At 38.7% G+C, this 23,949-nt stretch carries 23 protein-coding genes and 1 pseudogene; 9 read left to right on the top strand and 15 right to left on the bottom strand.

The genetic code is table 11. From position 1 onward, the window contains the following. Positions 1-333 precede the first annotated feature (333 nt). Positions 334-564 carry a hypothetical protein gene (locus FTT84_RS12760; protein WP_180081363.1) on the bottom strand — a complete coding sequence of 77 codons (231 nt, stop codon included), beginning with the start codon at positions 562-564 and terminating at the stop codon, positions 334-336. A 213-nt stretch (positions 565-777) separates the two neighbouring features. Here FTT84_RS12760 and FTT84_RS12755 point away from each other — a divergent pair, with 213 nt between their 5' ends. Together FTT84_RS12755 and FTT84_RS12750 are read left to right on the top strand one after the other, a co-directional pair. Beyond that, positions 778-1,257: a CinA family protein gene (locus FTT84_RS12755; RefSeq protein ID WP_067762829.1), complete on the top strand. Its 480-nt coding sequence runs from the start codon at positions 778-780 to the stop codon at positions 1,255-1,257. Positions 1,258-1,336: 79 nt separating this feature from the next. After that, positions 1,337-1,954, top strand: a complete 618-nt coding sequence (locus FTT84_RS12750) for an aminotransferase (protein WP_180081365.1) — start codon at positions 1,337-1,339, stop codon at positions 1,952-1,954. Between the two features lie 55 nt (positions 1,955-2,009). Here FTT84_RS12750 and prpC read toward each other — a convergent pair whose 3' ends face one another. Together prpC and prpB are read right to left on the bottom strand one after the other, a co-directional pair. Further along, positions 2,010-3,146, bottom strand: coding sequence for a 2-methylcitrate synthase (gene prpC / locus FTT84_RS12745; protein ID WP_067762827.1), 1,137 nt, complete (start codon positions 3,144-3,146; stop codon positions 2,010-2,012). A 2-nt stretch (positions 3,147-3,148) separates the two neighbouring features. Further along, a complete protein-coding gene (prpB, locus tag FTT84_RS12740) occupies positions 3,149-4,033 on the bottom strand; it encodes a methylisocitrate lyase (RefSeq protein WP_180081367.1) in 885 nt (294 codons plus the stop codon). A gap of 236 nt (positions 4,034-4,269) precedes the next feature. On the opposite strand from prpB, the gene FTT84_RS12735 reads away from it, so the two are divergent. The 3 genes from FTT84_RS12735 (at position 4,270) to FTT84_RS12725 (ending at position 6,523) form a co-directional block, all read left to right on the top strand. After that, a complete protein-coding gene (locus FTT84_RS12735) occupies positions 4,270-4,923 on the top strand; it encodes a TetR/AcrR family transcriptional regulator (RefSeq protein ID WP_067762825.1) in 654 nt (217 codons plus the stop codon). Between the two features lie 114 nt (positions 4,924-5,037). Beyond that, a complete protein-coding gene (argF, locus tag FTT84_RS12730) occupies positions 5,038-5,955 on the top strand; it encodes an ornithine carbamoyltransferase (protein ID WP_067762824.1) in 918 nt (305 codons plus the stop codon). Between the two features lie 91 nt (positions 5,956-6,046). Continuing rightward, positions 6,047-6,523, top strand: coding sequence for a hypothetical protein (locus FTT84_RS12725; RefSeq protein WP_180058809.1), 477 nt, complete (start codon positions 6,047-6,049; stop codon positions 6,521-6,523). A gap of 44 nt (positions 6,524-6,567) precedes the next feature. Here the strand turns inward: FTT84_RS12725 and FTT84_RS12720 are convergent, their stop codons facing one another. From FTT84_RS12720 to rpiA, 8 genes are all read right to left on the bottom strand, one after another. Further along, positions 6,568-6,921, bottom strand: coding sequence for a YnfA family protein (locus tag FTT84_RS12720; protein WP_067762822.1), 354 nt, complete (start codon positions 6,919-6,921; stop codon positions 6,568-6,570). A gap of 80 nt (positions 6,922-7,001) precedes the next feature. Continuing rightward, positions 7,002-9,278 carry an ATP-dependent Clp protease ATP-binding subunit ClpA gene (gene clpA, locus FTT84_RS12715; RefSeq protein ID WP_180081369.1) on the bottom strand — a complete coding sequence of 759 codons (2,277 nt, stop codon included), beginning with the start codon at positions 9,276-9,278 and terminating at the stop codon, positions 7,002-7,004. Positions 9,279-9,290: 12 nt separating this feature from the next. After that, positions 9,291-9,704, bottom strand: coding sequence for an ATP-dependent Clp protease adapter ClpS (gene clpS, locus FTT84_RS12710; RefSeq protein WP_067762820.1), 414 nt, complete (start codon positions 9,702-9,704; stop codon positions 9,291-9,293). An 18-nt stretch (positions 9,705-9,722) separates the two neighbouring features. Continuing rightward, the gene (locus tag FTT84_RS12705) at positions 9,723-10,472 is read right to left on the bottom strand and encodes a hypothetical protein (protein WP_180058807.1); all 750 of its coding nucleotides are present in this window, start codon (positions 10,470-10,472) and stop codon (positions 9,723-9,725) included. Positions 10,473-10,550: 78 nt separating this feature from the next. Further along, positions 10,551-11,597: an N-acetyl-gamma-glutamyl-phosphate reductase gene (gene argC, locus FTT84_RS12700; RefSeq protein ID WP_180081371.1), complete on the bottom strand. Its 1,047-nt coding sequence runs from the start codon at positions 11,595-11,597 to the stop codon at positions 10,551-10,553. A 191-nt stretch (positions 11,598-11,788) separates the two neighbouring features. Then, positions 11,789-12,526, bottom strand: coding sequence for a S1C family serine protease (locus FTT84_RS12695; protein ID WP_067762817.1), 738 nt, complete (start codon positions 12,524-12,526; stop codon positions 11,789-11,791). A 145-nt stretch (positions 12,527-12,671) separates the two neighbouring features. Next, positions 12,672-13,349 carry a SprT family zinc-dependent metalloprotease gene (locus FTT84_RS12690; RefSeq protein ID WP_180081374.1) on the bottom strand — a complete coding sequence of 226 codons (678 nt, stop codon included), beginning with the start codon at positions 13,347-13,349 and terminating at the stop codon, positions 12,672-12,674. 172 nt (positions 13,350-13,521) lie between these two features. After that, positions 13,522-14,193, bottom strand: a complete 672-nt coding sequence (rpiA, locus tag FTT84_RS12685; protein ID WP_180081376.1) for a ribose-5-phosphate isomerase RpiA — start codon at positions 14,191-14,193, stop codon at positions 13,522-13,524. 107 nt (positions 14,194-14,300) lie between these two features. On the opposite strand from rpiA, the gene ilvA reads away from it, so the two are divergent. The 4 genes from ilvA (at position 14,301) to FTT84_RS12665 (ending at position 18,654) form a co-directional block, all read left to right on the top strand. Then, the gene (gene ilvA, locus FTT84_RS12680) at positions 14,301-15,839 is read left to right on the top strand and encodes a threonine ammonia-lyase, biosynthetic (protein ID WP_067762814.1); all 1,539 of its coding nucleotides are present in this window, start codon (positions 14,301-14,303) and stop codon (positions 15,837-15,839) included. 172 nt (positions 15,840-16,011) lie between these two features. Then, on the top strand, positions 16,012-16,500 hold the full coding sequence (locus FTT84_RS12675; protein WP_150923094.1) for a hypothetical protein: 489 nt from the start codon (positions 16,012-16,014) through the stop codon (positions 16,498-16,500). 102 nt (positions 16,501-16,602) lie between these two features. Beyond that, complete coding sequence (locus FTT84_RS12670) at positions 16,603-17,262, top strand: TrkA family potassium uptake protein (RefSeq protein ID WP_180081378.1); 660 nt, start codon at positions 16,603-16,605, stop codon at positions 17,260-17,262. A 54-nt stretch (positions 17,263-17,316) separates the two neighbouring features. Then, positions 17,317-18,654 (top strand): TrkH family potassium uptake protein, encoded by a 1,338-nt coding sequence (locus FTT84_RS12665; protein ID WP_180081380.1) that lies wholly within the window; start codon positions 17,317-17,319, stop codon positions 18,652-18,654. Between the two features lie 67 nt (positions 18,655-18,721). Here FTT84_RS12665 and FTT84_RS12660 read toward each other — a convergent pair whose 3' ends face one another. The 4 genes and pseudogenes from FTT84_RS12660 to FTT84_RS12645 all read right to left on the bottom strand — a co-directional run. After that, positions 18,722-19,819, bottom strand: a complete 1,098-nt coding sequence (locus tag FTT84_RS12660; RefSeq protein WP_373685023.1) for a phospholipase A — start codon at positions 19,817-19,819, stop codon at positions 18,722-18,724. Between the two features lie 77 nt (positions 19,820-19,896). Continuing rightward, positions 19,897-22,836: an insulinase family protein gene (locus FTT84_RS12655; RefSeq protein WP_180081384.1), complete on the bottom strand. Its 2,940-nt coding sequence runs from the start codon at positions 22,834-22,836 to the stop codon at positions 19,897-19,899. Positions 22,837-23,005: 169 nt separating this feature from the next. Next, complete coding sequence (locus FTT84_RS12650) at positions 23,006-23,776, bottom strand: hypothetical protein (protein ID WP_180081385.1); 771 nt, start codon at positions 23,774-23,776, stop codon at positions 23,006-23,008. A 64-nt stretch (positions 23,777-23,840) separates the two neighbouring features. Continuing rightward, positions 23,841-23,949, bottom strand: a pseudogene (locus tag FTT84_RS12645) (IS5/IS1182 family transposase); the annotation flags it as partial.

The following is a 23,949-nucleotide window of genomic DNA, read 5'->3' as shown; positions in this document are numbered from 1 at the left end:
AGATCCATGCACGTGTAGCAGTTCTTAACAGATTTACGGAATTAGGTCGACCACTTACCCAAGTTACGCCTTAAATTTGGCTCAATTAGGGGCGCTTTGCATTTCAAATCTTTGTGCAACAAAGCCTATTATAAATAAAACATAAAAAATTTACGCATATAAAAGTATATTAATTAATCAAGCAATCCTGATAAATGAAATTTATATGTGTATTAAATATTTATTATCTATTTTTATATTCAATCTAAAATAAAATTACAATATGTTTCATCGGAAGTTTTTAAATAATAAAAAAGCCCTCATTATAAATGAGAGCAATTCTTATTTATAATTTTATACAGATAAAACTTTAACAATAATCGTTTGGTTGTCTTCATTTTCTTCAGCTAAATAAACTCGCTTTAACTCTTTACTTTTAACTTTAAACTGGTGATTTTGATACTGGATGATAGATGGAATTTGATCAAAATAAAGACCATCTACATCAAGTTCTTCTTGAAAAAGTGGTGTGCCTAACTGATAGTCTAGGCTTTTTAATACTACATATTTAACAGTCGTTTTCATTGAAATGTTCCCACTTTTGATACGCTCTTTATTTTAAGTTTTAACACCCTTTAGCAGGATAGGAAACCTTTAATTGGTTATTTTGTTCAGCTTCTAATCGATTAAGCATTTTTCACTTTTAAACTCAGGTAAAATATCGATCTATAGATAGATATCTGATTAGAAATTCATTCTAACTAAAACTTATTTCACACAATATTGGACTTTAGCGCAATGTCAATTTTGAAAACATGCTGTGATCAATTGCAACAGCACAATTTAACCATCGCTTTTGTTGAAAGTGCAAGCTCAGGCTATTTGTGTAGTCAGTTTTCTATATATAAAAATAGTGGCGCAGACATCTTACTCGGCGGGCTTGTAAGCTATGATCCTTCGGTTAAGCGTGAAATTTTAAAAATAGACAATGAAATAATTACTGCATTTACTGCAGAATCTGCAGAAGTGACCGAAGCTATGGCTACACATGGTCACCAACTTTTTAAGCATGCCGATTTTGTTGTAGCCTGTACAGGGTTATTAAAGCCTGGAGGCAGTGCGACATTGGAGAAACCTGAAGGTACTTTTTATATTTCTATTTCTTTTAGAGGGCAAACATCAAATTACCATTATTTTATTGAAGGCACGCCATTAGAACGACTGAATATTCTGACTGCTCATGTCGCTAGCAATATCTTAAACTTAATCCAACAATAAATAGATACAAATCTTATCGGTTTAAGTGCTTTCTAAGCGACATAATATTCTCTAAGTTCATTTTTTTGGAGCGCATTGCATGAATCATTTACATACTTTTAGTGCTGCGTTCTTTAGCTTATTTTCATTGTCAGCATATGCAACTGTTGGTGGACCACAAAATATCGAAGTGTTAGGCTTTGATAAGAAAGATCAAAAAATTTATGTTATGCGACATTTTCATGATGGGCGTGGTCGTTTACCGCAACTTTACTACTATCAATTAAATGCGAAATCACCTACTCAACTCATCACTGTTAAATCGCTCTATATCAATCCAAAAACTAAACGTATTGACTATGATCAAGACAGCACAGCTTTTGATAAAGAGATAAAAAAAATAAAAAATCGACTTACTCGCTTAACACCGATTAATAACAACAATGTGCGAATACAAATTATCACAACAATGAATGGTACAGCCAAGGCTTGGTATGATCCCAGTGAAACCATAGATAAGTGGAAGTATCAATACCGAGTTAAAAATTCAACATATAAAAGTACATTACAAACCGCTGAAACATATAAAGAAGGCTTAAAAGTTTCACAAGCCTACAAAGTACCTCAACAGCCTTATTTACTCAGCATGGTTAAATACTTGGGTATCCCATTTGAAACAGGATATACCGTAGAAGATCCCATTTTATTAAGTAAGTAGCTGTTCTATATAAAATTGAAAAAGCCTCCGAAGAGGCTTTTATTACAATATATATTTAAGCAGCTGAACGTTCAGCAATTGGTACAACTTTACGCAATTCAGGACCAGTATAGTCTGCACTTGGGCGAATAATACGGTTATCTGCACGTTGTTCCATTACATGCGCTGCCCAACCCGTTACACGCGACATCACAAAGATTGGTGTAAATAGTTTTGTTGCAATATCCATGAAATGGTATGCCGAAGCATGGAAGAAGTCAGCATTACAGAATAGTTTCTTCTCACGCCACATGACTTCTTCACAGCGAACAGATACTGGATAAAGTACGGTATCGCCAACGTCTTTTGCTAAACGCTCAGACCAAATTTTGATAATGCCATTACGCGGATCATTGTCTTTATAGATCGCATGACCAAAGCCCATGATTTTTTCTTTACGTTCCAATTTACCAAGCATTTCACGCTCAGCTTCTTCTGGTGACGTCCAGTTTTCAATCATTTCCATTGCAGCTTCATTGGCACCACCGTGTAGTGGACCACGTAATGAACCAATTGCACCCGTAATACATGAATGCATATCAGACAAAGTTGAAGCGCAAACGCGTGCTGTAAATGTTGACGCGTTAAATTCATGCTCTGCATATAGAATTAACGATACATTCATCACTTGCTCATGCAATTCATTTGGTTTTTCACCACGCAGTAAGTGTAGGAATTGTGCGCCAATTGAATCATCATCGGTATTTTCTTCTACACGCACGCCATCATGGCTAAAACGATACCAGTAACAAATAATTGCAGGTAAGGTTGCCAAAATACGATCTGCAACGTCTTGTTGCTCTTCAAACGATTTTTCAGTTTCAAGGTTACCTAACATTGAAACGCCTGTACGCATCACATCCATTGGATGTGAATCCGCAGGAATACGCTCTAAAACTTCTTTTAACGCTTGCGGTAATTGACGTAAAGATTTTAATTTTGCTTTGTATGCAGCAAGTTGTTCTGTTGTCGGTAATTCACCAAAGAAAATAAGGTACGCAACTTCCTCAAACTGGCAATTCTCTGCCAAGTCTTGAACGTCATAACCACGATAAGTTAAGCCAGCACCACTTTTGCCTACAGTTGACAATGCTGTTTTACCAGCAACTTGTCCGCGCAATCCTGCGCCCGTGAGTACTTTTCCTTCAGCCATTTTTATTTTCCTTCTGTGAATAATTTATCTAAGGTATTTTCAAAAGTGTGATAATCAAGGAATTGATACAGTTCTTTACGTTGTTGCATTTTGTCGAGTACATTCACTTGTGTACCTTCATTGCGAATCGCCTGCATCACTTCGAGTGCTGCTTTTTGCATTGCACGTGTCGGAGACAATGGATAAAGCACCATGCTAATCCCTTGCTCACCTAATTCTTCTTTGGTGTAGTACGGCGTATCTCCAAATTCTGTAATATTTGCTAATACAGGTACACCAACAGCATCACATACTGTTTTATACATCGTAATATCAGTCATCGCTTCAGCAAAAATCGCATCAGCACCGGCTTCTACACATGCACATGCACGGTCGATCACTGCTTGCAAACCTTCTTTTTGTAGTGCATCAGTACGTGCCATCACGACAAAGTTTGAATCCGTCTTCGCATCTACTGCCGCTTTAATACGGTCAACCATTTCTTGTTGTGACACGATTTCTTTGTTTGGACGGTGGCCACAACGCTTTTGGGCAACTTGGTCTTCAATATGAACTGCCGCAGCGCCAGCAGCAATCATTTGCTTCACAGTGCGGGCAATATTAAAAGCACCACCCCAACCTGTATCAATATCCACCAATAATGGCGTATCTACACGTTCTGTAATACGACGTACATCTTCTAGAACGTTATCCAGACTGGTCATGCCTAAGTCAGGTAAACCATATGAATAGTTCGCAACACCTGCACCAGATAAATAAATAGCTTTATATCCAACTTCTTTTGCCATCATTGCTGCATAGGCATTTACTGTGCCAATGATCTGTAATGGTTTTTCTACTTCCAATGCTTGTCTAAATCTTAAGCCTGCAGACGTTTGTTGTGTCATATTCCTTTCCACGGCATTTACTTTAATTTTGAGTTTTGAGTATATCCATAAATTCTCCCAACTCTATGGCTTTCTAGGCTAAAAACTCTAAAACTTTAGTCAAAATATTCACTATTCACACTTTTCTTATTAGCCTTTAGTCAAAGATTTTCTATTTTTCACTAAGTAAGTAATGTGTGCATATTTTTGATATAATTTCAATTATTCTCTCTGTTATATTGGCACATTATCGTTATATGCAAGACTTAGCGCACATCGAACCTTTAGCACGTGACCTGCCACAAACTCGGCGGGGCCATGAGCGTTGTGTTGCGCTTTTAGACAGTGCAACAGAATTGTTCTTGCAACGCGGTTTCGAGGCTGTTTCACTAGACGATATTGTGAACCATGCAGGTGGTTCTAAAGCCTCGATTTATAAATATTTCGGTAATAAAGACGGTTTGTTTAAAGCGATTTGTGATTATCGCCGTAGCTTATTTTTTAAAGATATTTGTCTACCTTTTACCATCGATCAAGACACCGATTTTCGTAGCTACCTGATTCTCAACTTGGTCAACTTCCATAAACATATTGCGCTGCCAGAAAATGCCGCCTTTATGCGCTTAGTTTTAGAACAAACTGGGCGTAATCCAGAAATTGCGCGTCACATCCATGAACAAGGCCCCAAACATGTACAATGCTCAATTGCAGAAACCTTAGCGCAAGCACATGAATATGGTTTGTTATTCTGTGAAAAGCCACTATTTTCAGCGCAATTTTATTTTGGCATTTTAAGAAATTTGGAATGGCGTGTTCTGATGGGCATTTCAATTGATGAAAATGATCAAGAAACCAACGATTACATCAGTTATTGCGTTGATCGATTCCTAGACGGTCATCAAAAACGCTAGTTTTTTTGCAATTTGTATGTCTTATAGTATATTAATCGATTCCTTTTTTTCTTAACTAACCAACAACTAATTGTTGTTCTGTATTTTTGATTCAGCAATTATTGTGGAGTAACAATGGCTCTACGTCACTTTTTAACTTTACGCGATTTATCGACTTTAGAACTCAATCAAATTGTGCAACGCGCAATCGAACTCAAGCGCAAGCAACATAACAATGAAGTTTTCCAACCTTTCGTTGGTAAAGTCATGGGTATGATTTTTGAAAAATCGAGCACCCGTACCCGTGTATCGTTCGAAGCAGGTATGAGCCAATTTGGTGGTAGTGCAATTTTCCTTTCTTCGCGAGACTCACAACTTGGTCGCGGTGAGCCAGTTGAAGATTCTGCTCGTGTAATTTCTAGCATGCTTGATATTGTTATGATCCGTACGTTTGGACATGACATTGTTGAACGTTTTGCGTCTTATTCGAAAGTTCCTGTAATCAATGCATTAACAGATGACCACCACCCTTGCCAATTACTTGCCGATGTTCAAACATTCGTTGAACACCGTGGTTCGATTGAAGGTAAAACTGTTGCTTGGATTGGTGATGGCAACAATATGTGTAATTCTTATATTGAAGCTGCACACATGTGGGGCTTTAAATTGAAAATTGCGGCACCAAAAGGCTACGAACCAAAACCTGAATTTTTAGCTGAATTTGCTCATTGTGCTGAACTTGTTAGCTCTGCGGAAGATGCTGCAGTAAATGCTGACCTAATCGTTACAGACGTTTGGGCGAGCATGGGACAAGAAGAAGAACAAAAAATCCGTGAAAAAGCTTTCGCTGATTATCAGGTAAATGAACGCTTAATGGACTTAGCACATCCTGATTGCTTATTTATGCACTGCCTACCTGCACACCGTGGTGAAGAAATTTCTGAAAATATGCTTGATCACAAAAATGCAGTGGTTTGGAATGAAGCTGAAAACCGCTTACATGCACAAAAAGCATTGGTTGAGTTTTTATTGAATGAAAATATGAAAAAATAATCAGATCTTTTGTTAAAAAAAGCACCGAAAGGTGCTTTTTTTATATGCACATGTTTTAATAAAACCATAAGTTTTATAAGTGATTAGGATTATGCGTTTAAAAAATATTTGCTTATTGGCTCTTGGATTGAGCTTATCTACTTTTTCTTATGCTGGTGAACCAAGTGAATTAGATCAATATTTGGTGAAAAAGCAGATTTTAGACAGCAATTTTAGAATTAAAAACAAAACAGCTTTAAACGAAATACTTGCTGCAATTAGTGATGAAGATTCACGCACTCTACCCTATCAAGTTGATCAAAACATGTTGATGGAAAAAATGGAAGTGGAAGCGGATAAGATTGAAATTGATGGCATTATCACCACTCCTGATTTTGCCCAATTTGAACAATCAGTCGGTGAACTCAAGGTAAAGCAACTCATCAAGCATAATTCACTTCAAAACTGTGAATTACTATTCGAGCATCAATTTCAACGTGTTAATCCATATAAAATTGAAATGGATCTAAGCTCGGGTACAAAGCAATACGAAATCACCATTAAAAATACTGAGTGCAAATTTAAATAATTGCATCTATCGATACAACAAGGTTTATGAAACTAAATCAATTTTTAGCGTATTAGACCTTGGGGTTGTAAAATTATGACTGCTGCTCCAACCAATACAATTGCACCACCCATAATATCCCAACGAGTCAAGCTCACTTGATCAACAAATTTTAGCCACATTAATGCTGTAAAAATATAAATGCCACCGTAGGCTGCATATATTCGTCCTGAAGCAGCTGGATGTAATGTTAATAACCATACAAACGCAGCTAAGGCCAATGCCGTTGGGATCCATAACCACTGCGATTTATGTTGATTTAAAATCAAATAGGGAAAATAACAACCTAAGATTTCCATCACTGCAGTAATCAGAAAAAGTCCAAACGTAGCTAAGACTTTACTGAGTTGTATATCCATCGTTGATAGCCTTTTTCATTCCAAAAATATAAGCACATAAAAAACCCGTGCGAACACGGGTTTCTATTCATAAAAGCGATTTAAGCAGGTTCAGCCGTTTGATCTTCAAATACTTCAAGTTTCAAACCAACCGCTTTACCATTTTCTTTTTTCACAGAAACTGCAACATTACCGCCATGTTCTGCTAACTCACCAAAAAGAATCATTTCAGCAAGTGGTTTTTTCAGATGTTCTTGAATCAAACGCTGCATTGGACGTGCACCCATAAGGCGATCATATCCTTGTTCTGCCATCCACTCACGCGCATCTTGATCAACTTCAAGAATGACTTTTTTGTCATCTAATTGTGCCTGTAGTTCAGTTAAGAACTTATCTACGACACTTTCAATAACTGTTGTTGGCAAGGCTTTGAATTGAATCACACCATCTAAACGGTTACGGAACTCTGGCGAAAAGGCTTTTTTCATTGCATCTTGGTTATCACGGCTGTTGTCTTGCTCCATGAAACCGATACTTACACGTGAAATACTTTCTGCACCGATGTTCGTAGTCAACACAAGTACCACATTACGGAAGTCAGATTTTCGACCATTGTTATCCGTCAACGAGCCATGATCCATAATCTGTAATAACAAGTTAAAGACATCAGGATGTGCTTTTTCAATTTCATCAAGCAACAGTACGCAGTGCGGATTTTTATGAATCGCATCAGTGAGTAAGCCACCTTGATCAAAACCGACATAGCCCGGAGGTGCACCAATTAAACGTGAGACTGCATGACGTTCCATATATTCAGACATATCGAAACGAACAAGTTCAACACCCAGCAATTTTGCCAATTGTTTAGTGACTTCAGTTTTCCCTACACCCGTAGGCCCAGCAAATACAAAGTTACCTACTGGCTTATCTGGTGCTTTCAAACCTGCACGAGAAAGCTTGATGGCAGATGCCAAAGCTTCAATTGCCTCATCCTGCCCGAATACAACTCGCTTAAGATCACGTTCGAGATTACCCAAAACGCTTTTATCATCTTTCGATACTGTTTTCGGTGGAATACGCGCAATTTTAGAAACGATATCTTCAATGTTTTCAACTGAAATAACCGTATCATCTTGTTCAGCTTTCAAACGGCGCTGCGCACCAGCTTCATCAATTACATCAATAGCTTTATCTGGCAAGAAACGATCATTAATGAACTTGGCAGAGAGTTCCACTGCTGAAACAAGTGCTTGATCTTCATATTTAACATGATGGAAATCTTCAAACTTAGATTTCAAGCCACGTAAAATATCAATGGTTTCTGAGATTGAAGGCTCATTGACATCAATTTTTTGGAAACGACGCGATAAAGCATGATCCTTTTCAAAGACTTGACGATATTCTTGGAAGGTTGTTGAACCAATGCAACGTAATGTCCCATTTGCTAAAGCAGGCTTAATCAAATTCGAGGCATCCATTGTGCTACCCATGCTCGAGCCCGCACCAATGATCATGTGAATTTCATCAATAAATAAAATCGCTTCAGGTTTTTTCTTTAATGCATTTAAAAGTTGTTTTAAGCGTTTTTCAAAATCACCACGGTATTTTGTACCTGCAACCAATGCACCAATATCCAAGCTAAACACTTCAGCATTTTCAAGTGGCTTTGGCGCTTTACCATTCACTATTAACCATGCTAGGCCTTCAGCAATCGACGTTTTACCTACGCCAGGATCACCTACAAGTAATGGATTGTTTTTGCGGCGACGGCAAAGGATTTGCGCTGTACGCTCAATTTCTTTTTCACGACCAATCAGTGGATCAGTTTTGCCTTTTTGTGCTTCGGCATTTAAATTGGTTGTATATAACTCAAGTGGCCCCGCATTGGCAGAAGATGAAGTCTCTCCATCAAGCTCTTCAATTTCTTCTTCTGCTTGTGATTCATCTTTGCGTGTACCGTGTGACAAATATTGAGTCAATGTCAAACGATTGATTTGATGACGTTTCAGTAAATAAACTGCAAACGAATCGCGTTCAGAATACATCGCAACTAGAATGTCAGCACCTTCGACAGTACGATCATTGCCACTTGATTGCACATGGAAAATCGCACGTTGCAAAATGCGGTCAAAACTTTCTGTTGGATGTGGCGCTTGATCGCTATTTTCACCAAGCTTCGGGGTATGTTGTTCGACGTATTCTTCAAGTTCTTTGCGAAGAACGATAATGTCTGCACCGCATGCTTTTAATGCATTTACAGCAGAGTCATTGTCCAGTAAAGCCAATAATAAATGTTCTACCGTCAAAAATTCATGTCTCTTTTGACGAGCCATGCTGACAGCCAAACGTAATGATACTTCTAATTGACGACTGAGCATGTAATCCCCTTATTAATCTTTTGGCTCAATCTGGCAAAGTAATGGATGACTTTGTGATCGAGCGTAATTATTGACCTGGTTTGCTTTAGTCTCCGCAATGTCTCGCGGATAAACCCCTGCAACACCCTTTCCTTCATAATGTACAGTTAGCATTACTTGAGTAGCTTGGTCAAGATTCAAAGCAAAGTATTGTTGTAAAATTTCAATAACAAAGTCCATTGGGGTGTAATCATCGTTCATTAATACGACAGCATACATCGGCGGACGCTTTAACTCAGGAGGAGCAGTCAAAACCTGAATATCTGAATCTCCATCTTCATGTGAGCCTTGACTTAGACTCGGAGTCAGATGCCAATCGATCAAACCAGATTGGTGAAAAGAGTTTTTGATGTCAGATAAGCACATTTGACGTTTATTACTTCGCATAGAATTTGGGTTTCGCACTTAGTTAACACTTGCTTCAGTTTGTGGAATTTCTGAAAGGAATGCTGATTGATTTTCAACAGGCTGACCTTTAGACCAGCTAAAACGACGAATAACAGGTTTACTACCCGATAAGCGTACTTCAATAAAATCTGGACTGAAGCCTTTTGGCATCGTCCAGCGACCTGTAAGTCGCTCACTTTCACTGAAATTAAAGTTTTTATCTTCTAATGGTACAGCCAATACTTCTGTGCCTTTAATTAAGCGGATTTCAACACTACCCGAAACAGAGCTTTTTGATGGGCTGACTTGTACTAAATCTAATTGGTATTCAAATGCATTTTCAGGCAAAGGTTTAATCGCTAAATGCTGTACAGCAAGCGGCATCCCTCCACGCTGACGTAACACTTCACGATATAAAATACCTAAATTACCTGAATGTTCTTGCTCATCACGTGCTTTATTAACAGCCAAGTACAAATCATTTGAATTACTAACTGCAACATCCCGTTCTTGGATAGCAGCATTCAAATTTTTGTTTAATGTTGCAAGTTCAGTTTTCTGCTTCTGCACAACATCTACGAGCTGTTCTGCATCAGCATCATAACCAACAACCGTTAAGCCTTGACGATGACCAATACTGTATCCGAGTAAGCCGCTGCTCAGTGCCAGTATTGCTGCACCAATTGCCAGTGGCATATTCGTCTTCATAAAAGGCGTTTTTTCACTGTTATCCGGCTGTGACGTGATATTTGATTCTGTATTCGACATCGTCATCTCTTATTTTGGTTCATTCAAAGCACCCATTTAAATCTAGATTGAAATGGGTGTGAAGTTTTAAAACGTTTTTTATGGTAATAAACCAATGCCTTGTAGGCCTGCATTTTCAGCAAAGCCAAACATTAAGTTCATATTTTGTACCGCTTGTCCTGCCGCACCTTTAACCAAGTTATCTTGCGCAACAAGAATAACCAATTTTTTCGGTTGTGGTTTGCAAATCGCAATACGTAATTGGTTCGCACCACGCACCGTACGAGTTTCTGGTGAACTACCTGCTGGCATTACATCAACAAATTGTTCTTTGGCATAAAAAGCTTCATATAAACTTTGTAAGTCAGCTTCAGCACCTGCATCAGTTAGATCAATATAAATTGTACTGAGCATGCCACGAATCATCGGTACTAAATGCGGTACGAATAAAATTTCGTTAAACACACCTTTTAGACCTGAAATATTTTCTAATGCTTCCACAATTTCTGGATGATGACGGTGGCCTGCAACGCCATAGGCTTTAAAGTTATCTGCATTTTCAGAATAAATCATACCTAGGCTGGCTTTACGGCCTGCGCCTGATACACCTGATTTTGCATCAATAATAATACTTTCAGGTTTCACCAATGCGTCAGCCTTGAGTACTGGCGCTAGACCAAGCTGTACTGTAGTTGGGTAGCAACCTGGGTTACCAATCACATTGGCCTGTTTAATTTTTTCACGGTTAAGTTCTGATAAACCGTAAACTGAATCTTTTAATAATTCTGGACATGCATGGTCTAAACCATACCATTTTTCAAACTGAGCCAAGTCCTGCAAGCGGAAGTCAGCGGCAAGGTCAATTACTTTAGTATTTGCTGCAACCAACTCTTCAGCATGTTTCATTGCTACACCATGCGGTGTTGCAAAAAATACAACGTCACATTGTTTAAGTTCTTCTATATTTAGGTCTGAATAGCAAAGGTCTGTATGTCCACGTAAACTTGGGAACATATCGTCAACACGACGACCATTTTCAGTACGTGAAGTCAGAAGTTTTACTTCTGCATTTGGATGTCGTAGCAATAGACGCAACAATTCAACGCCTGTATACCCTGTTCCACCGACAATACCTACTGCAATCACGCTCTTTACCTCTATTCAAAGTATCCATTTGATGACTGCGTAGTATGACAGGAAGTTTCGGTTTTCTGAACTGTTTTACTAGGGTTTATTGCAATACAGATATTTTTTATCAGGTTAAGAGAAAACATATTTTCAGAAAGAACTAAACTTACGTTGGATGAAAGGTGCAATTGCCCTGTTTGTAGCAACTATTACTGTTTCAAACTAATTTCTACAGGTATTTTCTGTCCTTTTCTTAAAATTTCAAACTTTACCGTGTTTCCTCTTAAATAGTTTGAACTTTCAACAAATGCACTGACATCATTAATATTTTCATCATTCATTTTTAAAATGATATCTTGCGACATTATCATATTTTCAGCAGGAGAACCCAGCTTAACCACTTTAGCGATAACACCTGATTGAATACTATTATAAATTTTATCCCTTTGGGATAATTCAGTAGGATAAATACCTGTTATTGAATTAAATTTGTAAAAATAAACGACATTTAACTGATCACTTAAAGATTGGTATCGGGCTGGTCTGCTTTCTATCGTGCCTACCGGTATATTATTTAAATTATTGACATCATATTTCCCCCTATCACCACCAGAAACTCTTGCAGCCTCTGGCTGATGCATACGGGTATCATAAACAACCTTACTGCCTAAAGATTCACTACTAAAAACCGCAATAGCTGAGCCATGAAGTAAAGCTTTTTGTCGAATATCCCTCATACTTCTACTATAGGAATAATCAATTAATTTTTCAGTAGATATAGGCACATATCCTTCTTCTAGCATTTCAAGTGTCTTTTCTTCTAAATCATCTACTTTATAAATCTTTGGATTCAACCTTTGTACATTTTTCCCGCTGTAATCCTCAGCACAAACAAAATTAAAGCTACAAACCAATATCAAAGCACCACAAGTTCCTAATAGCTTCATCACTCTCATTGCTCTCTTTTATTTTTAATTTTCTCTTTAACCTAAATATATAAATAAAAAATCCTGATATATTGAATCATTATTAGATAAAAGAAACTTTTTGTTTAAAAACAAGCACAACACATAAGTGTCTAGATTTCAACCTTCAAATATTCCACCACCAAGGCATTGGCGTCGTTTTTAGTATTTTCCTATGCTGCTGAAAATTCGCATCATATTTTTCCACTTCTGCCCAAAATTTTGCACTATGATCAAAATGCTTGGTATGTGCTAACTCGTGTACAGCCACATATCGTGCAATTTCATGTGGAAAAAGTACTAATCCACTATTCAACATAATGTCATGTTTAGCAGAGCAACTGCCCCATCGTGTTTTGGGTTGACGTACTGCGCATTGATTAAATTTCAGACCCGTTTCAATGCTCAGCTTTTGCAAATACGGCGGTAAATGTGTTTTGGCATAGGCAATTGTGAAAGCTTTTAAATAACTTTCGGGCTGGCGATCACTAACAAAAAGCTGATGGTTTTGCTGATCTAAAATAAAAGAGTTTTTCTGTGTTTGATAAACAACCTGTAACGTTTTTTTTAGGTTGAATAGTTTTAATTCAGTTGGAAATGTCTTATCAATTTGCCCTGATTTTTCCTGCTGCTTTTGCCATGTTTCAATCATCCATTGTTCTGATTGTTTTAAAAAATCCTGAACTTGGCGCTGTGAGCAAAACTGTGGGACGGTTAATTTAATTTGCGTCGGTTCGACACGGAGTCTTAGGCGTGTTGCGCGTAATTTTCGAGTGATTTCGATTTCAGGAAGGTTTGGGGTCATTTATTCTATAATCTTATTATGAAACTTATAATTCCCTCTCCTTTCAGGAGAGGGTTAGGGAGAGGTTGATTAATTCCCTCATCCTAGCCTTCTCCCTGAGCCATATAGGGCGCAAGAGAAGGAACTTTCAATATAAATTAAACTTTTGATAGAACTATATTGAATCAACAAATTAAACCGCTGTACGCTCTTCAATACCATTGTCAGTTGCAACAACAGCAATATCCGCTTTATTCAAAGCAAAGATACCGTTACACACTACACCCGGAATGTCATTCAAAGTCTTTTCAAGCTCTAAAGCATTGAGGATATTTAAGTTGTGTACGTCTAAAATCACGTTGCCGTTATCCGTTACCACACCTTCACGATAAACGGGGTCACCACCTAAAGATACGATTTTACGCGCAACAGCAGAACGTGCCATTGGAATTACTTCTACAGGAAGTGGAAACTCACGCGCTAACTGATCAACCCATTTAGAGTCATCAACGATACAAACGAATTTTTTCGCAATAGATGCGACGATTTTTTCACGAGTCAGTGCAGCACCGCCACCTTTAATCATGTGCATGTGGCGGTCAATTTCATCTGCACCATCTACATAGGCATCTAAACCACCTACATGGTTCATATCGACAACTTCAATACCTAACTTTTTAAGGCGTTGTGCAGTTGCTTCAGAGCTTGCTACAGCAGCTTCAAGTTGAAGTTCCGGTAATAGGTCAATCAGAAAGTTAACAGTACTTCCTGTACCCACACCCAAAATACCGCCTTTAGGCAAATGCTTTAACGCAGCTTTTGCAGCAGCTTGTTTCTTTTCATCTTGGGTTGCATACAGACTCATAACTTGGCTCAACTATTTTTTGACATTAGACGCTGATTTTTCAGCCCAAATGTACAGGGGTTTGTTACAATAAACCCCTATTTTAAACTGTTAGATGGAAAATTAACATGCTGTCTCGTTTGGTTCGACAAATATTACAGGCAACGGTCTATGACGTTGCAATCGAAACCCCACTCGAAGCAGCGCCACGAATTAGTGAAAAGCTAAACAACAACATTCGCTTTAAACGCGAAGATCTGCAACCTGTCTTTTCTTTCAAACTACGCGGTGCATATAACCGTATTAGTCAATTACCGAAATCTCAGTTGGAACGTGGCGTTATTACGGCTTCAGCAGGTAACCATGCGCAAGGTGTGGCTCTATCTGGTCAAAAACTGGGAATTCGCGCCATTATTGTGATGCCGAAAACCACGCCAGACATTAAAGTCCAAGCAGTAAAACGTCTTGGCGGTGAAGTGGTATTACATGGTGATTCTTTTGACGTAGCCAATAAATATGCGATTCAACGTGCAACAGATGAAGGCATGACCTTTATTCCACCTTATGACGATGAACTCGTTATGGCTGGCCAAGGCACCATTGGTAATGAGATTTTGCGTCAATGGCGTGATGTGGATTACGTGTTTGTTGCTGTTGGTGGTGGTGGTTTAATTGCAGGTGTAGCGGCTTACTTAGGCGATGTTGCTCCACACGTGAAAGTAATCCCTGTTGAATATGACGAATCAGCATGTTTAAAAGCAGCATTCGAAGCCAATGAACGTGTAATCCTTCCATCTGTTGGTTTATTTGCTGACGGCACTGCGGTTGCTCAAATTGGTGAAAAACCATTTGAAGTGATTCAACTACAAAAATCAGATAACTCAGGCCCAATTGTCGAACGTGATGTTGTTCTTGTAAATACAGATGAAATCTGTGCTGCCATCAAAGATACTTATGATGAATGCCGTAGTATTGTAGAACCATCAGGTGCAATGGCACTTGCAGGTATCAAAAAATATGTAGCACAACATGAACTTGTTGGTAAAAACTGCGTGTCGATTGTATGCGGTGCCAACATGAACTTCGATCGTTTACGTTATATCGCTGAACGTACAGAACTTGGTGAACGCAAAGAAGCGATTTTTGCTGTGACTATTCCCGAAGAAAAAGGTTCATTCCTCAAATTCTGTCGTGCTTTACAAGGTCGTAATATTACCGAATTTAACTACCGTGCCAGCTGTGCAACAGCAGCACAAGTCTTTGTAGGTATTAGTTTAAAAGGCGGTGAAAAAGAGCGACAAGACATCTTTGAATCATTAAAATTCCAATATGATGTTGATGATTTATCTGATGATGAAGTAGCTAAGTTGCATATTCGTTATTTAATTGGCGGTCATGCCGATATTGAAAATGAGCGTTTATTCCGTGTGGAATTCCCAGAACGTCCAGGTGCTTTGTTAACATTCTTAGAACGTCTTGGTCCAACACATAACATTACCCTGTTCCACTACCGTAACCACGGTGCAGCTGAAGGTCGTGTACTTGTTGGTATGGAAGCTACTGATGCGAAACAAAACCCAGATGGTTTAGTGGAAACATTGGAAAGTATTACTTATCCATACGTTGAAATTACCAATAACTTGGGTTACCAACGTTTCTTGAAATAAATAAAACTTCTATAAAAAAGCTGGGATCTAGATTCCAGCTTTTTTATTTGCAGCAACTATTTTCTACATCAAAATAAAGATATTCATCTATTTAATTCATCAACGCCGTCATTGTCGTTAAATTCACCGCACTCTATAATCCATTGAAAATAAAACAAAATGGATATTTAAATTGAATTTTTATGCCTTATTTATGATCGCTATTGTGGGTTTAGGTGGATATTTTTATGCATATCCGGCTTATCAACTTACACAAGAGGAAGATAAGATTCGTCAAAGTATGAAACAAATTCCAAATCAGTCCCGTACGCAAAATCTAGAAAATATTTACGGCTATACCGCGCAAGCTGAAATGCTGAATCAATATCCAAATTACATTGTATATATTCGCTTTGATGAGCTGAGTGATCAAACCGCTCCGGAATCTGTTCAAGCTATCATACGTGAATTTTCATGCGATAGCTTAAACCGTTTAAAGAACAATTCCGAACTCGTTCGTAAAGCCACCCTAAATGTCATCAAAGATGATCAGCATCAATTTCAATACATTCTAAAAAATAAATTAGGCTATGAAATTTTTAAATACCAACAAGTTATGGAAAATTGTCCCAATATTGCTGAACTTTATGCCTATCAAAACGATGAAGAAATAAAAAATTAGAGCTTTTCGATTTAAATGGATTATGTAATTTGTAATAGCCGCCTTTAAAGGAACACGCTACCATTTACTCAATTTATAACTTTAAAATAACTTAGGGATTTTATGGCTCAATTCGCGGTAATTGGTTTGGGTAGCTTTGGCGCTACAGTTGCAACTGAACTCATGGGCTTAAAACATGATGTGATTGGTATCGATAGCAACAAAAAATTTGTTGAGAATATCTCAGACCAATTAACACATGCAGTCATTGCAGATGCAACAGATGAGCATGTGCTGCAAGAGCTGAACATTCAAAACTGTGAAGCTGTTGTCGTTGCCATAGGTGAAGACATTGAAGCCAGTATTTTGTGTGTACTGCATTTAAAAAACATGGGTATTCATAAAATTTGGGCCAAAGCAAAATCCAAAGCGCATCACATGATTTTGACACATCTTGGTGTCGACAAAATCATTCATCCTGAAGAAGATATGGGTGTGCGTGTTGCACAATCACTGAGCTACCCGATGGTGAGTCGCTATATGGTGTTGGAAGACGACCACTACTTAGTGAAAGTTGAGATTAAAGAGTCTCAGCAAGGGACACGTTTAAATCAAATGATGGACCATGTACCTGAAGTCAAAACAATTTTGCATAAACGCGGAACAGATATTCAATATAGTCTAGACCCAAATTTGATTTTACAAACTGGCGATATTCTTGTCATTGAAGGTCTGATTGAGCCCCTACGCAGACTCGCCAAATACTTCAAGATCAGCAATTAAATTCCATTAACTTAATTGATCTTCCACGCTTCAAGTATAGATTGAATAGCTAAAATGAAATTACACAATAAAAAGCAAAATACCATTAACCTCAGTCCACCTAGCATATTAGCGCTAGGCTTCTTAGGTTTGATTATATTAGGTACGCTTTTACTCAAACTACCCATTTCACATCATGGTGATTTGTCTTGGTTAAATGCCCTGTTCACCTCAACATCAGCTGTCACCATTACCGGATTATCTGTCGTTAATGTCGGAGAAGCATATACGGTATTCGGTAAAATTGTGATTATGGGACTACTGCAATGTGGCGGGCTCGGCTTTATGAGTTTTGCCATTTTAGCAGCAATGAGTTTGTCTCCTAAAATGGGCCTCAAACAGCAAATTATGGCGCAGGAAACAATTGGACAAACCAGTCTCACCAAAGTTTCGATGACTATTAAAGGTGTATTTCTCTATTCTTTATTTTTTGAGCTGATCGGCACTGTCATTTTAACCATTGCTTGGATGCAAGAATATAACTTCAACCAGGCCCTATTTTATGCAGCCTTTTATAGTGTTTCCGCCTTTAACAATGGTGGCTTTTCACTGTTCCCCAATAGCTTAATGAGCTTCGCAGATCGCTATTTCATTACTTTTACCATTAGTATGCTATATATCATTGGTGGGATCGGTTTCTTGGTTCTCATGGATATTAAGCGTAATAAAAGTTGGAAAAAGCTTACAACCAATAGCAAGTTAATACTTTCTACCATAGCGGGACTGAATGTGGTTGCATTTGTCGTGATTTGGGCTTTAGAAGCAACAAATCCTGCGACGCTTGCCAACATGTCAATTGGCGATCAAGCGCTAAACGCATGGTTCCATGCCACAGTTCCTCGTTCTTCTGGCTTTAACAGCTTACCTATGCAAAGCATGACGGATGCATCATCCTTAGTAACGATGTTATTAATGTTTATTGGCGGTGGTTCTCTAAGTACCGCTGGTGGTATTAAAGTCGGTACTTTCATTATTGTGGTCTTGAGTGTAATTAGTTTTTTAAGACGTGAAGATGAACTGCGTGTGTTTAATCACTCTATTTCTGAAAAAACTACATTTAAAGCCCTTGCAGTGATTTTTATTACCGTCACTTTAATCTTCTTTGGCCTATTTAGCCTATTGTTACTTGAGCCTAAACACCATTTCTTAGATTTGTTATTTGAAGCAGTTTCCGCTGCATGTACCGTAGGTTTGTCACGAGGCATAACCAGCGAATTACAACCAGCAAGCTTAGTAGCGCTCATGTTATTGATGTTTGCTGGACGACTCGGCCCCCTAACTTTGGCCTACTTAATTGCTACTCCGAAAAAAAGTCGCCTTAAACACCCACCTTCGGAAATACAAATTGGCTAATAGCCAAAATCACAACTAAATAGCACAAAAAAACCACGCCAAAGCGTGGTTTTTTTAATTCAACGTTTTAGAACCAATTCAGCAGAGAAACACCTAGCCCTACATAGGTTGCACGGTGATTATAATCAATCAAACTTTCTCCATAACCATCAAATACTTGGAATTGACCACGTAGCTTACCGTTAATTGGGAATGACCAATCGAACTGTACCGCTCCATGAGAATCATCTCCACCCTTTAAAGAATGGCGCAGCATCAAGCTAAAATCATGATTATTTTTGCGATAGAACGCTGTTAAATCTCCACGTCCCATATAGTCTTTAATATCTGGGTTATTATCGTCCTTAGCATCTTCTTCTAAGCGATACCATGGACGCAGCATTAAAGCAAAGTTATCACGCTCGAAACCTAGGTTCAGCATGACGCGGTTCCAACTACGTGAAAGTGGGTCAGAACGACCATTAGACTGATGGTTGAAAGTTACACCCAGCATACGCCAATTTAAACCCAGCAATTCATAGTTCGTACGGAATACTAAGCTTGCTTCAGGCTCGTAATTGGTTTCACGAAATGGACGTGATTCGTCCTCATTATAAACCTGCCAACGTGATGACTGCGTATAGCCCAACCAAACATCACCATTATTTCCAAATAAGTTTTCAACCGCTTTGGTCTTAAGAGACAATTGGAATTTCGCTTCCATCGACTTCAGGTTTTGTTCCTGATCGGCATTGACAGTATTGTTTTCATTTGGGCTCGATGGACGTTCATTTTTTTCTGAAGTCCAATAACCTGGCATTAAATACACAGGTTGATAACCACGAATATTCCACGTCCCCAATTTACTTTCTTGTGACAGCTCCCAACGACTGTCCAATAAAGACAAATTCGGATTTAAGCTTGGTGCCTCAACTGCGAATAAGCGATCTGAAAAAGCATGAGAAACTTTTTCTTTTAAGCTTAAAGGCTCAGTTGGCTCTGGCTTAATTTCTTGCGCAGCCTGACGCTCAGAAACATGCGTTGGTTTAACTTCTTCAGGAATCTTAAACAACGCGTCATAACATGACAAACGCTCAGCATTCGATTCAAGTGCAACGCAAGCTTCTGGCGTGGCAGGATTAGCTGTTACTTCACCATTAAGTGCATAAGCACTGCTGACATACATCGAACTGAGCGCAATTAGGCTCAGTTGCAATGTAGTACGCTCAAGAGATTTGAACGCCATATCTACCCCTTATTGTTTTAATTTACTTGTTTGATATCAAAGCCTAGCTCAACCAATGCTTCACGTTTTGCCACAGGCGCAACGACTGATTTAGTCGGTTTTTGTTCAAGCAGATACTTAACAGCAACGCGTTTTAAGTCGTCCAAAGTTACATTTAACAGGCGTTCACGTAACATTTGACGGAATGCTGGCGTACGCTTATGTAACAATGCATAACATGCAGTAATCGCTTCACCTGCTGGCGAACCCGGTTTATCCATGCTCGCAATCAAACCTAAAATCGCTTCTTCTAATTGATGCGGTTGTTGCTCAGCATTCAGTAACCACTGCACACTCGCTTCAAAATCATTAAAAGTTTCTGCTAAGCGCGGGTCACGGTAGCTATAAAAACGGAATGAACATGCATTGCCATCGTAGCTCGCCCCACCACCATAAGCGCCACCTTTTTCACGAATAGCACTGTGTAAGAAGCCATTACGCAAATAAGCCGCAAGAATCATCAGTGGCGCAGAATCTGGATGTGACACTTCAACCGCAGCATATGCTGAAGCACAGAATTGAACATTGGCTTGAATTAACCATGCTTCGTCATTGCTGCTATTGGCAAAATCAACCTGTGTAAGTTCATGCTGAATATTTTCAATCGCAACTTTATCCCAAACGGTTTGCACTTCTTCAACCAAACGGTCTGATTGATGCTCTTCACATACCAACAAGAATTGTTTAGGGGCTTTTAGCAAACGGTTATGAATCAGTTGTAGCTCTTCAATTAAAGCGTTGTAAGCCGTTTCATCTTTTTCAATATTCGCAACTAGATCAGATAACCAGTTCAATGCGCCTAAGCCAGTATTGTGATAATCACGTAAAGCAAGTGCACTGTGCTGACGGCTAGCCACTTGCATGGCATAGCTGTGTCCCGAACCAGAAACACGAGACTGCCAGCGTGCTTTACGTTGTTGCAACAATTCAACAATACGGTTCTTTTCATCAAAGCGCAGTTGTTCAAAGGCTAATTTTAATAAACGAATCGCTTCAAGATTATTGACCAGTGATTTAGTAGTTAGTGTTAACCAAGCACTGATTTGACCTTTATCATCAGTTTTTGAACGCAATGATGCGCCCATACCTAAACCACCGCTTACAGCAGTTTGTAATTGTTGCAGCTCTAAATAACCATATTCGCCTGCACCCACTTCACCCATCAAAATAGACAGTAAGTTGAAGTATGGCGATTGTACGACTTCATCAGGTATTTGAATCAATACTTGTTGGTAGTAAATACCATTCGTACCAGCATGATAAAGATTTAAAGGCGTATCTAAGCCATTACTGATAATTTCACGGAGTTGACCTTGCACAATTTGTAATTGTGCAGGAATATCTTCTAAGCCTACTTTTGGCAACAAGTTCAAATCATCTGGGGTATCTTGACGCACATTCAGCGCTTCAGTTTGCGCAATGATTTCAGCTTTCTGCTCTTCAGTCAGTTGAGCGCCAATTTCAGCTAAACGTGCTTTTTCAGCAGCTGCTTCAACGGCGTTTTTCTCTGCATCTGGAACTAAAGTCAGTTGTACGCGATGTGGATTATCTAGCAAGTATTCTTGAATTAGGTTTGAAAGCCACATTGGGTCTTTCAACTCTTCTTTGACTTGTTCAATGGCAGTATCCACATCCCAAACATCAATTGGGTCTGAATGGTGAATTGCACTACTCAAGCCATTTAAAATCAAGCTTAAACCATATGGCATACCATCGCCATTGATCTCACGTTGATGCAATTCAATCTGATGCAAAATCGCTTCAACCAGTGCAGCATCTACAGGCTTCGATGCAACATCTTCAAGTACTTTGAATACGCCATTTTTAAACTCTTCAGCATGCTCAGGATTTGAACCTTGAACTGCACAGAAGAAAGTCATTTCAAAGTTTGAATCATCCACACCCATGAATGGGCCTGTTGATTGTGCATAACCACAGGTTTCTAGGTAATGGCGCAGCGGTGATGCTGAGTCTTCCAACAATACACCTTCAACCAAACGCATTCCTAAACGCAATTTGATATTGCTCACTTCAGGCAATAACCATGAAAGAACATGATAAGTCTTGTCTTTCAGGTCTTCTGCATCCACTGCATAGGTCTCAGTCACAGTGACAGGTGCTGCTAAACGACGCTCTGGTTTAGAGTGCAGCGTTTCCCCTTGTTCAAACTTAAACAAGGCTAAAGTTTGAAATTGTTCTTGCAAGTTATAAGCAGGCTCATTACCAAAGGTCATGAACACCGCATTACTTGGGTGATAATGTGATTTGTAGAAGGAAACCAGTTCTTCATAGCTTAAATCTGGAATGTCTTTCGGATCACCACCAGAGTTGTAATGATAGGTCGTTTCTGGGAATAAATGATGTGCAAGTTGATGATAAAGTTGATCTGAAGGTGAACTCATTGCACCTTTCATTTCATTAAAGACCACGCCTTTATAAACTGGCTCACCATTTTCTAGCTCAATACGAATGCCTTCTTGCGCAAAATCCAAAGGATTCAAATTCGCAGCAAAAGCCGCATCCATATAGACTTCAAGCAAATTTTGGAAATCTTTTTTGTTTTGCGTTGCAAATGGATAAGCTGTCCAATCTGCCGCAGTAAATGCGTTCATAAAGGTATTTAATGAACGACGAATCATCAAGAAAAACGGATCACGTACAGGAAATTTTTCAGAACCGCATAATGCTGTATGTTCAAGAATGTGCGCTTCGCCTTTCGAGTCCATCGGCTGAGTACGAAACGCTACTAAGAATACATTTTCGTCATGATTGGTGGCTAAGTGATAATGCACTGCACCAGTAACTTTATGTTTATATTCAGAGACTAAAATGTCTAAGGCTTCAACATGGTGTTGACGTATCAACTGAAACGCGGGATGAACAGTTTGAGAAATGGTTTCAGTGACATCTACAGTCATGTGTGCTCCTAATCTATTACTTTATAAGATACGGCAAAGTATACCTTAAAAAATCCGATCAGGATTCAATGAAACGATATTTCCAACCGTTTTAATCTACTTAAAGCCATAGACCTATCCAATCATGTTCTATGTCTAACCTATCAACTATTATTGTGATAGAAAGGCGCTACTGAATGGATTTGTTTTGATACTTATCTTGACATGTTGACCAATAAATACAGATCAAAATTGCAATCAGCAACACAAAGGAAGCAGCAAATCGACTTAAATCCAAACCACCTGAACTTAGCGGCTTATCCAAAAAGTCGCCAACCACAGCGCCTAATGGGCGCGTTAAAACAAAGGTAGTCCAGAACAGTAAAGTCCGTGATACAGAACTAAAGTAATACAGCAATGCCATTAACACGATGAGACTGGAAAATAACACCATGCCACCGATATACCCCAAACCTGCACTATCAGAAGCCCAATCTCCTAAAGCCGTACCCAAGGTTTGGGAAAAGGTAATGGTCAGCCAATAAAAAATCTCTGCCCGTGGCTGATTGACACTATGCGGATTAATTGTGCCTTCAACTTTGTACCAACTGAATAAAGAAACCAGTACCAGCCCAATTAAAATTAAAGTTCCGCCTAAATAGCCAATACCTAAGGAACGATCAACAAAATCTGCCAAGGTCGTCCCTACTGTGGTACTGGCAATAATGGTTGCCCAATACAGATATGACTTATAACTTTTGGCTTGTATCTGAAAATATAGTAATACTATAAATATCGCTGCGAAAATAAAGGTACTGACCAAATATCCCAAATTCATGGACATTGAAAGTGCATCACCACCGGTTTCACCAAAAGTGGTCGCAAAAATCTTCGTGATCCAAAACAAAGCGGTAATGGCAGGAACTTTGATTAAATGCTGCCGAAGCTCAGTTGTATCCATACCTTATTTCTCTATAAATATTTATCCTTATCATTGACTGCAAAACTTAGGGTCTGTTGACATTTCATAATGGTAGCCAAATAAAGATACAAGCTAAGGCAACAGAATTTTCATAGCTTTGCTTTAGCTTGTCATAGCGTGTGGCAATTCCTCTAAATTGCTTTAATCTAGCA

It is taken from the genome of Acinetobacter sp. YH01019, from assembly GCF_013420285.1.
Lineage (GTDB): Bacteria > Pseudomonadota > Gammaproteobacteria > Pseudomonadales > Moraxellaceae > Acinetobacter > Acinetobacter gandensis.
The sequence above is the reverse complement of the archived record's forward strand: the minus strand, read 5'-3'. Positions and strand labels throughout refer to the sequence as shown.

Bases quoted from the DNA above. Each gene is read 5' to 3' on its own strand.
- FTT84_RS12735 (WP_067762825.1), top strand. From the start codon at position 4,270: ATGCAAGACTTAGCGCACATCGAACCTTTAGCACGTGACCTGCCACAA.
- prpB (WP_180081367.1), bottom strand. From the start codon at position 4,033: ATGACACAACAAACGTCTGCAGGCTTAAGATTTAGACAAGCATTGGAA.
- FTT84_RS12705 (WP_180058807.1), bottom strand. From the start codon at position 10,472: ATGTCGAATACAGAATCAAATATCACGTCACAGCCGGATAACAGTGAA.
- FTT84_RS12690 (WP_180081374.1), bottom strand. From the start codon at position 13,349: ATGACCCCAAACCTTCCTGAAATCGAAATCACTCGAAAATTACGCGCA.
- clpS (WP_067762820.1), bottom strand. From the start codon at position 9,704: ATGCGAAGTAATAAACGTCAAATGTGCTTATCTGACATCAAAAACTCT.
- FTT84_RS12755 (WP_067762829.1), top strand. From the start codon at position 778: ATGTCAATTTTGAAAACATGCTGTGATCAATTGCAACAGCACAATTTA.
- FTT84_RS12660 (WP_373685023.1), bottom strand. From the start codon at position 19,819: ATGTATGTCAGCAGTGCTTATGCACTTAATGGTGAAGTAACAGCTAAT.
- clpA (WP_180081369.1), bottom strand. From the start codon at position 9,278: ATGCTCAGTCGTCAATTAGAAGTATCATTACGTTTGGCTGTCAGCATG.
- FTT84_RS12750 (WP_180081365.1), top strand. From the start codon at position 1,337: ATGAATCATTTACATACTTTTAGTGCTGCGTTCTTTAGCTTATTTTCA.
- FTT84_RS12650 (WP_180081385.1), bottom strand. From the start codon at position 23,776: ATGGATACAACTGAGCTTCGGCAGCATTTAATCAAAGTTCCTGCCATT.
- ilvA (WP_067762814.1), top strand. From the start codon at position 14,301: ATGCTGTCTCGTTTGGTTCGACAAATATTACAGGCAACGGTCTATGAC.
- FTT84_RS12725 (WP_180058809.1), top strand. From the start codon at position 6,047: ATGCGTTTAAAAAATATTTGCTTATTGGCTCTTGGATTGAGCTTATCT.
- prpC (WP_067762827.1), bottom strand. From the start codon at position 3,146: ATGGCTGAAGGAAAAGTACTCACGGGCGCAGGATTGCGCGGACAAGTT.
- FTT84_RS12760 (WP_180081363.1), bottom strand. From the start codon at position 564: ATGAAAACGACTGTTAAATATGTAGTATTAAAAAGCCTAGACTATCAG.
- FTT84_RS12670 (WP_180081378.1), top strand. From the start codon at position 16,603: ATGGCTCAATTCGCGGTAATTGGTTTGGGTAGCTTTGGCGCTACAGTT.
- FTT84_RS12695 (WP_067762817.1), bottom strand. From the start codon at position 12,526: ATGAAGCTATTAGGAACTTGTGGTGCTTTGATATTGGTTTGTAGCTTT.
- FTT84_RS12655 (WP_180081384.1), bottom strand. From the start codon at position 22,836: ATGACTGTAGATGTCACTGAAACCATTTCTCAAACTGTTCATCCCGCG.
- rpiA (WP_180081376.1), bottom strand. From the start codon at position 14,193: ATGAGTCTGTATGCAACCCAAGATGAAAAGAAACAAGCTGCTGCAAAA.
- FTT84_RS12720 (WP_067762822.1), bottom strand. From the start codon at position 6,921: ATGGATATACAACTCAGTAAAGTCTTAGCTACGTTTGGACTTTTTCTG.
- argF (WP_067762824.1), top strand. From the start codon at position 5,038: ATGGCTCTACGTCACTTTTTAACTTTACGCGATTTATCGACTTTAGAA.
- FTT84_RS12665 (WP_180081380.1), top strand. From the start codon at position 17,317: ATGAAATTACACAATAAAAAGCAAAATACCATTAACCTCAGTCCACCT.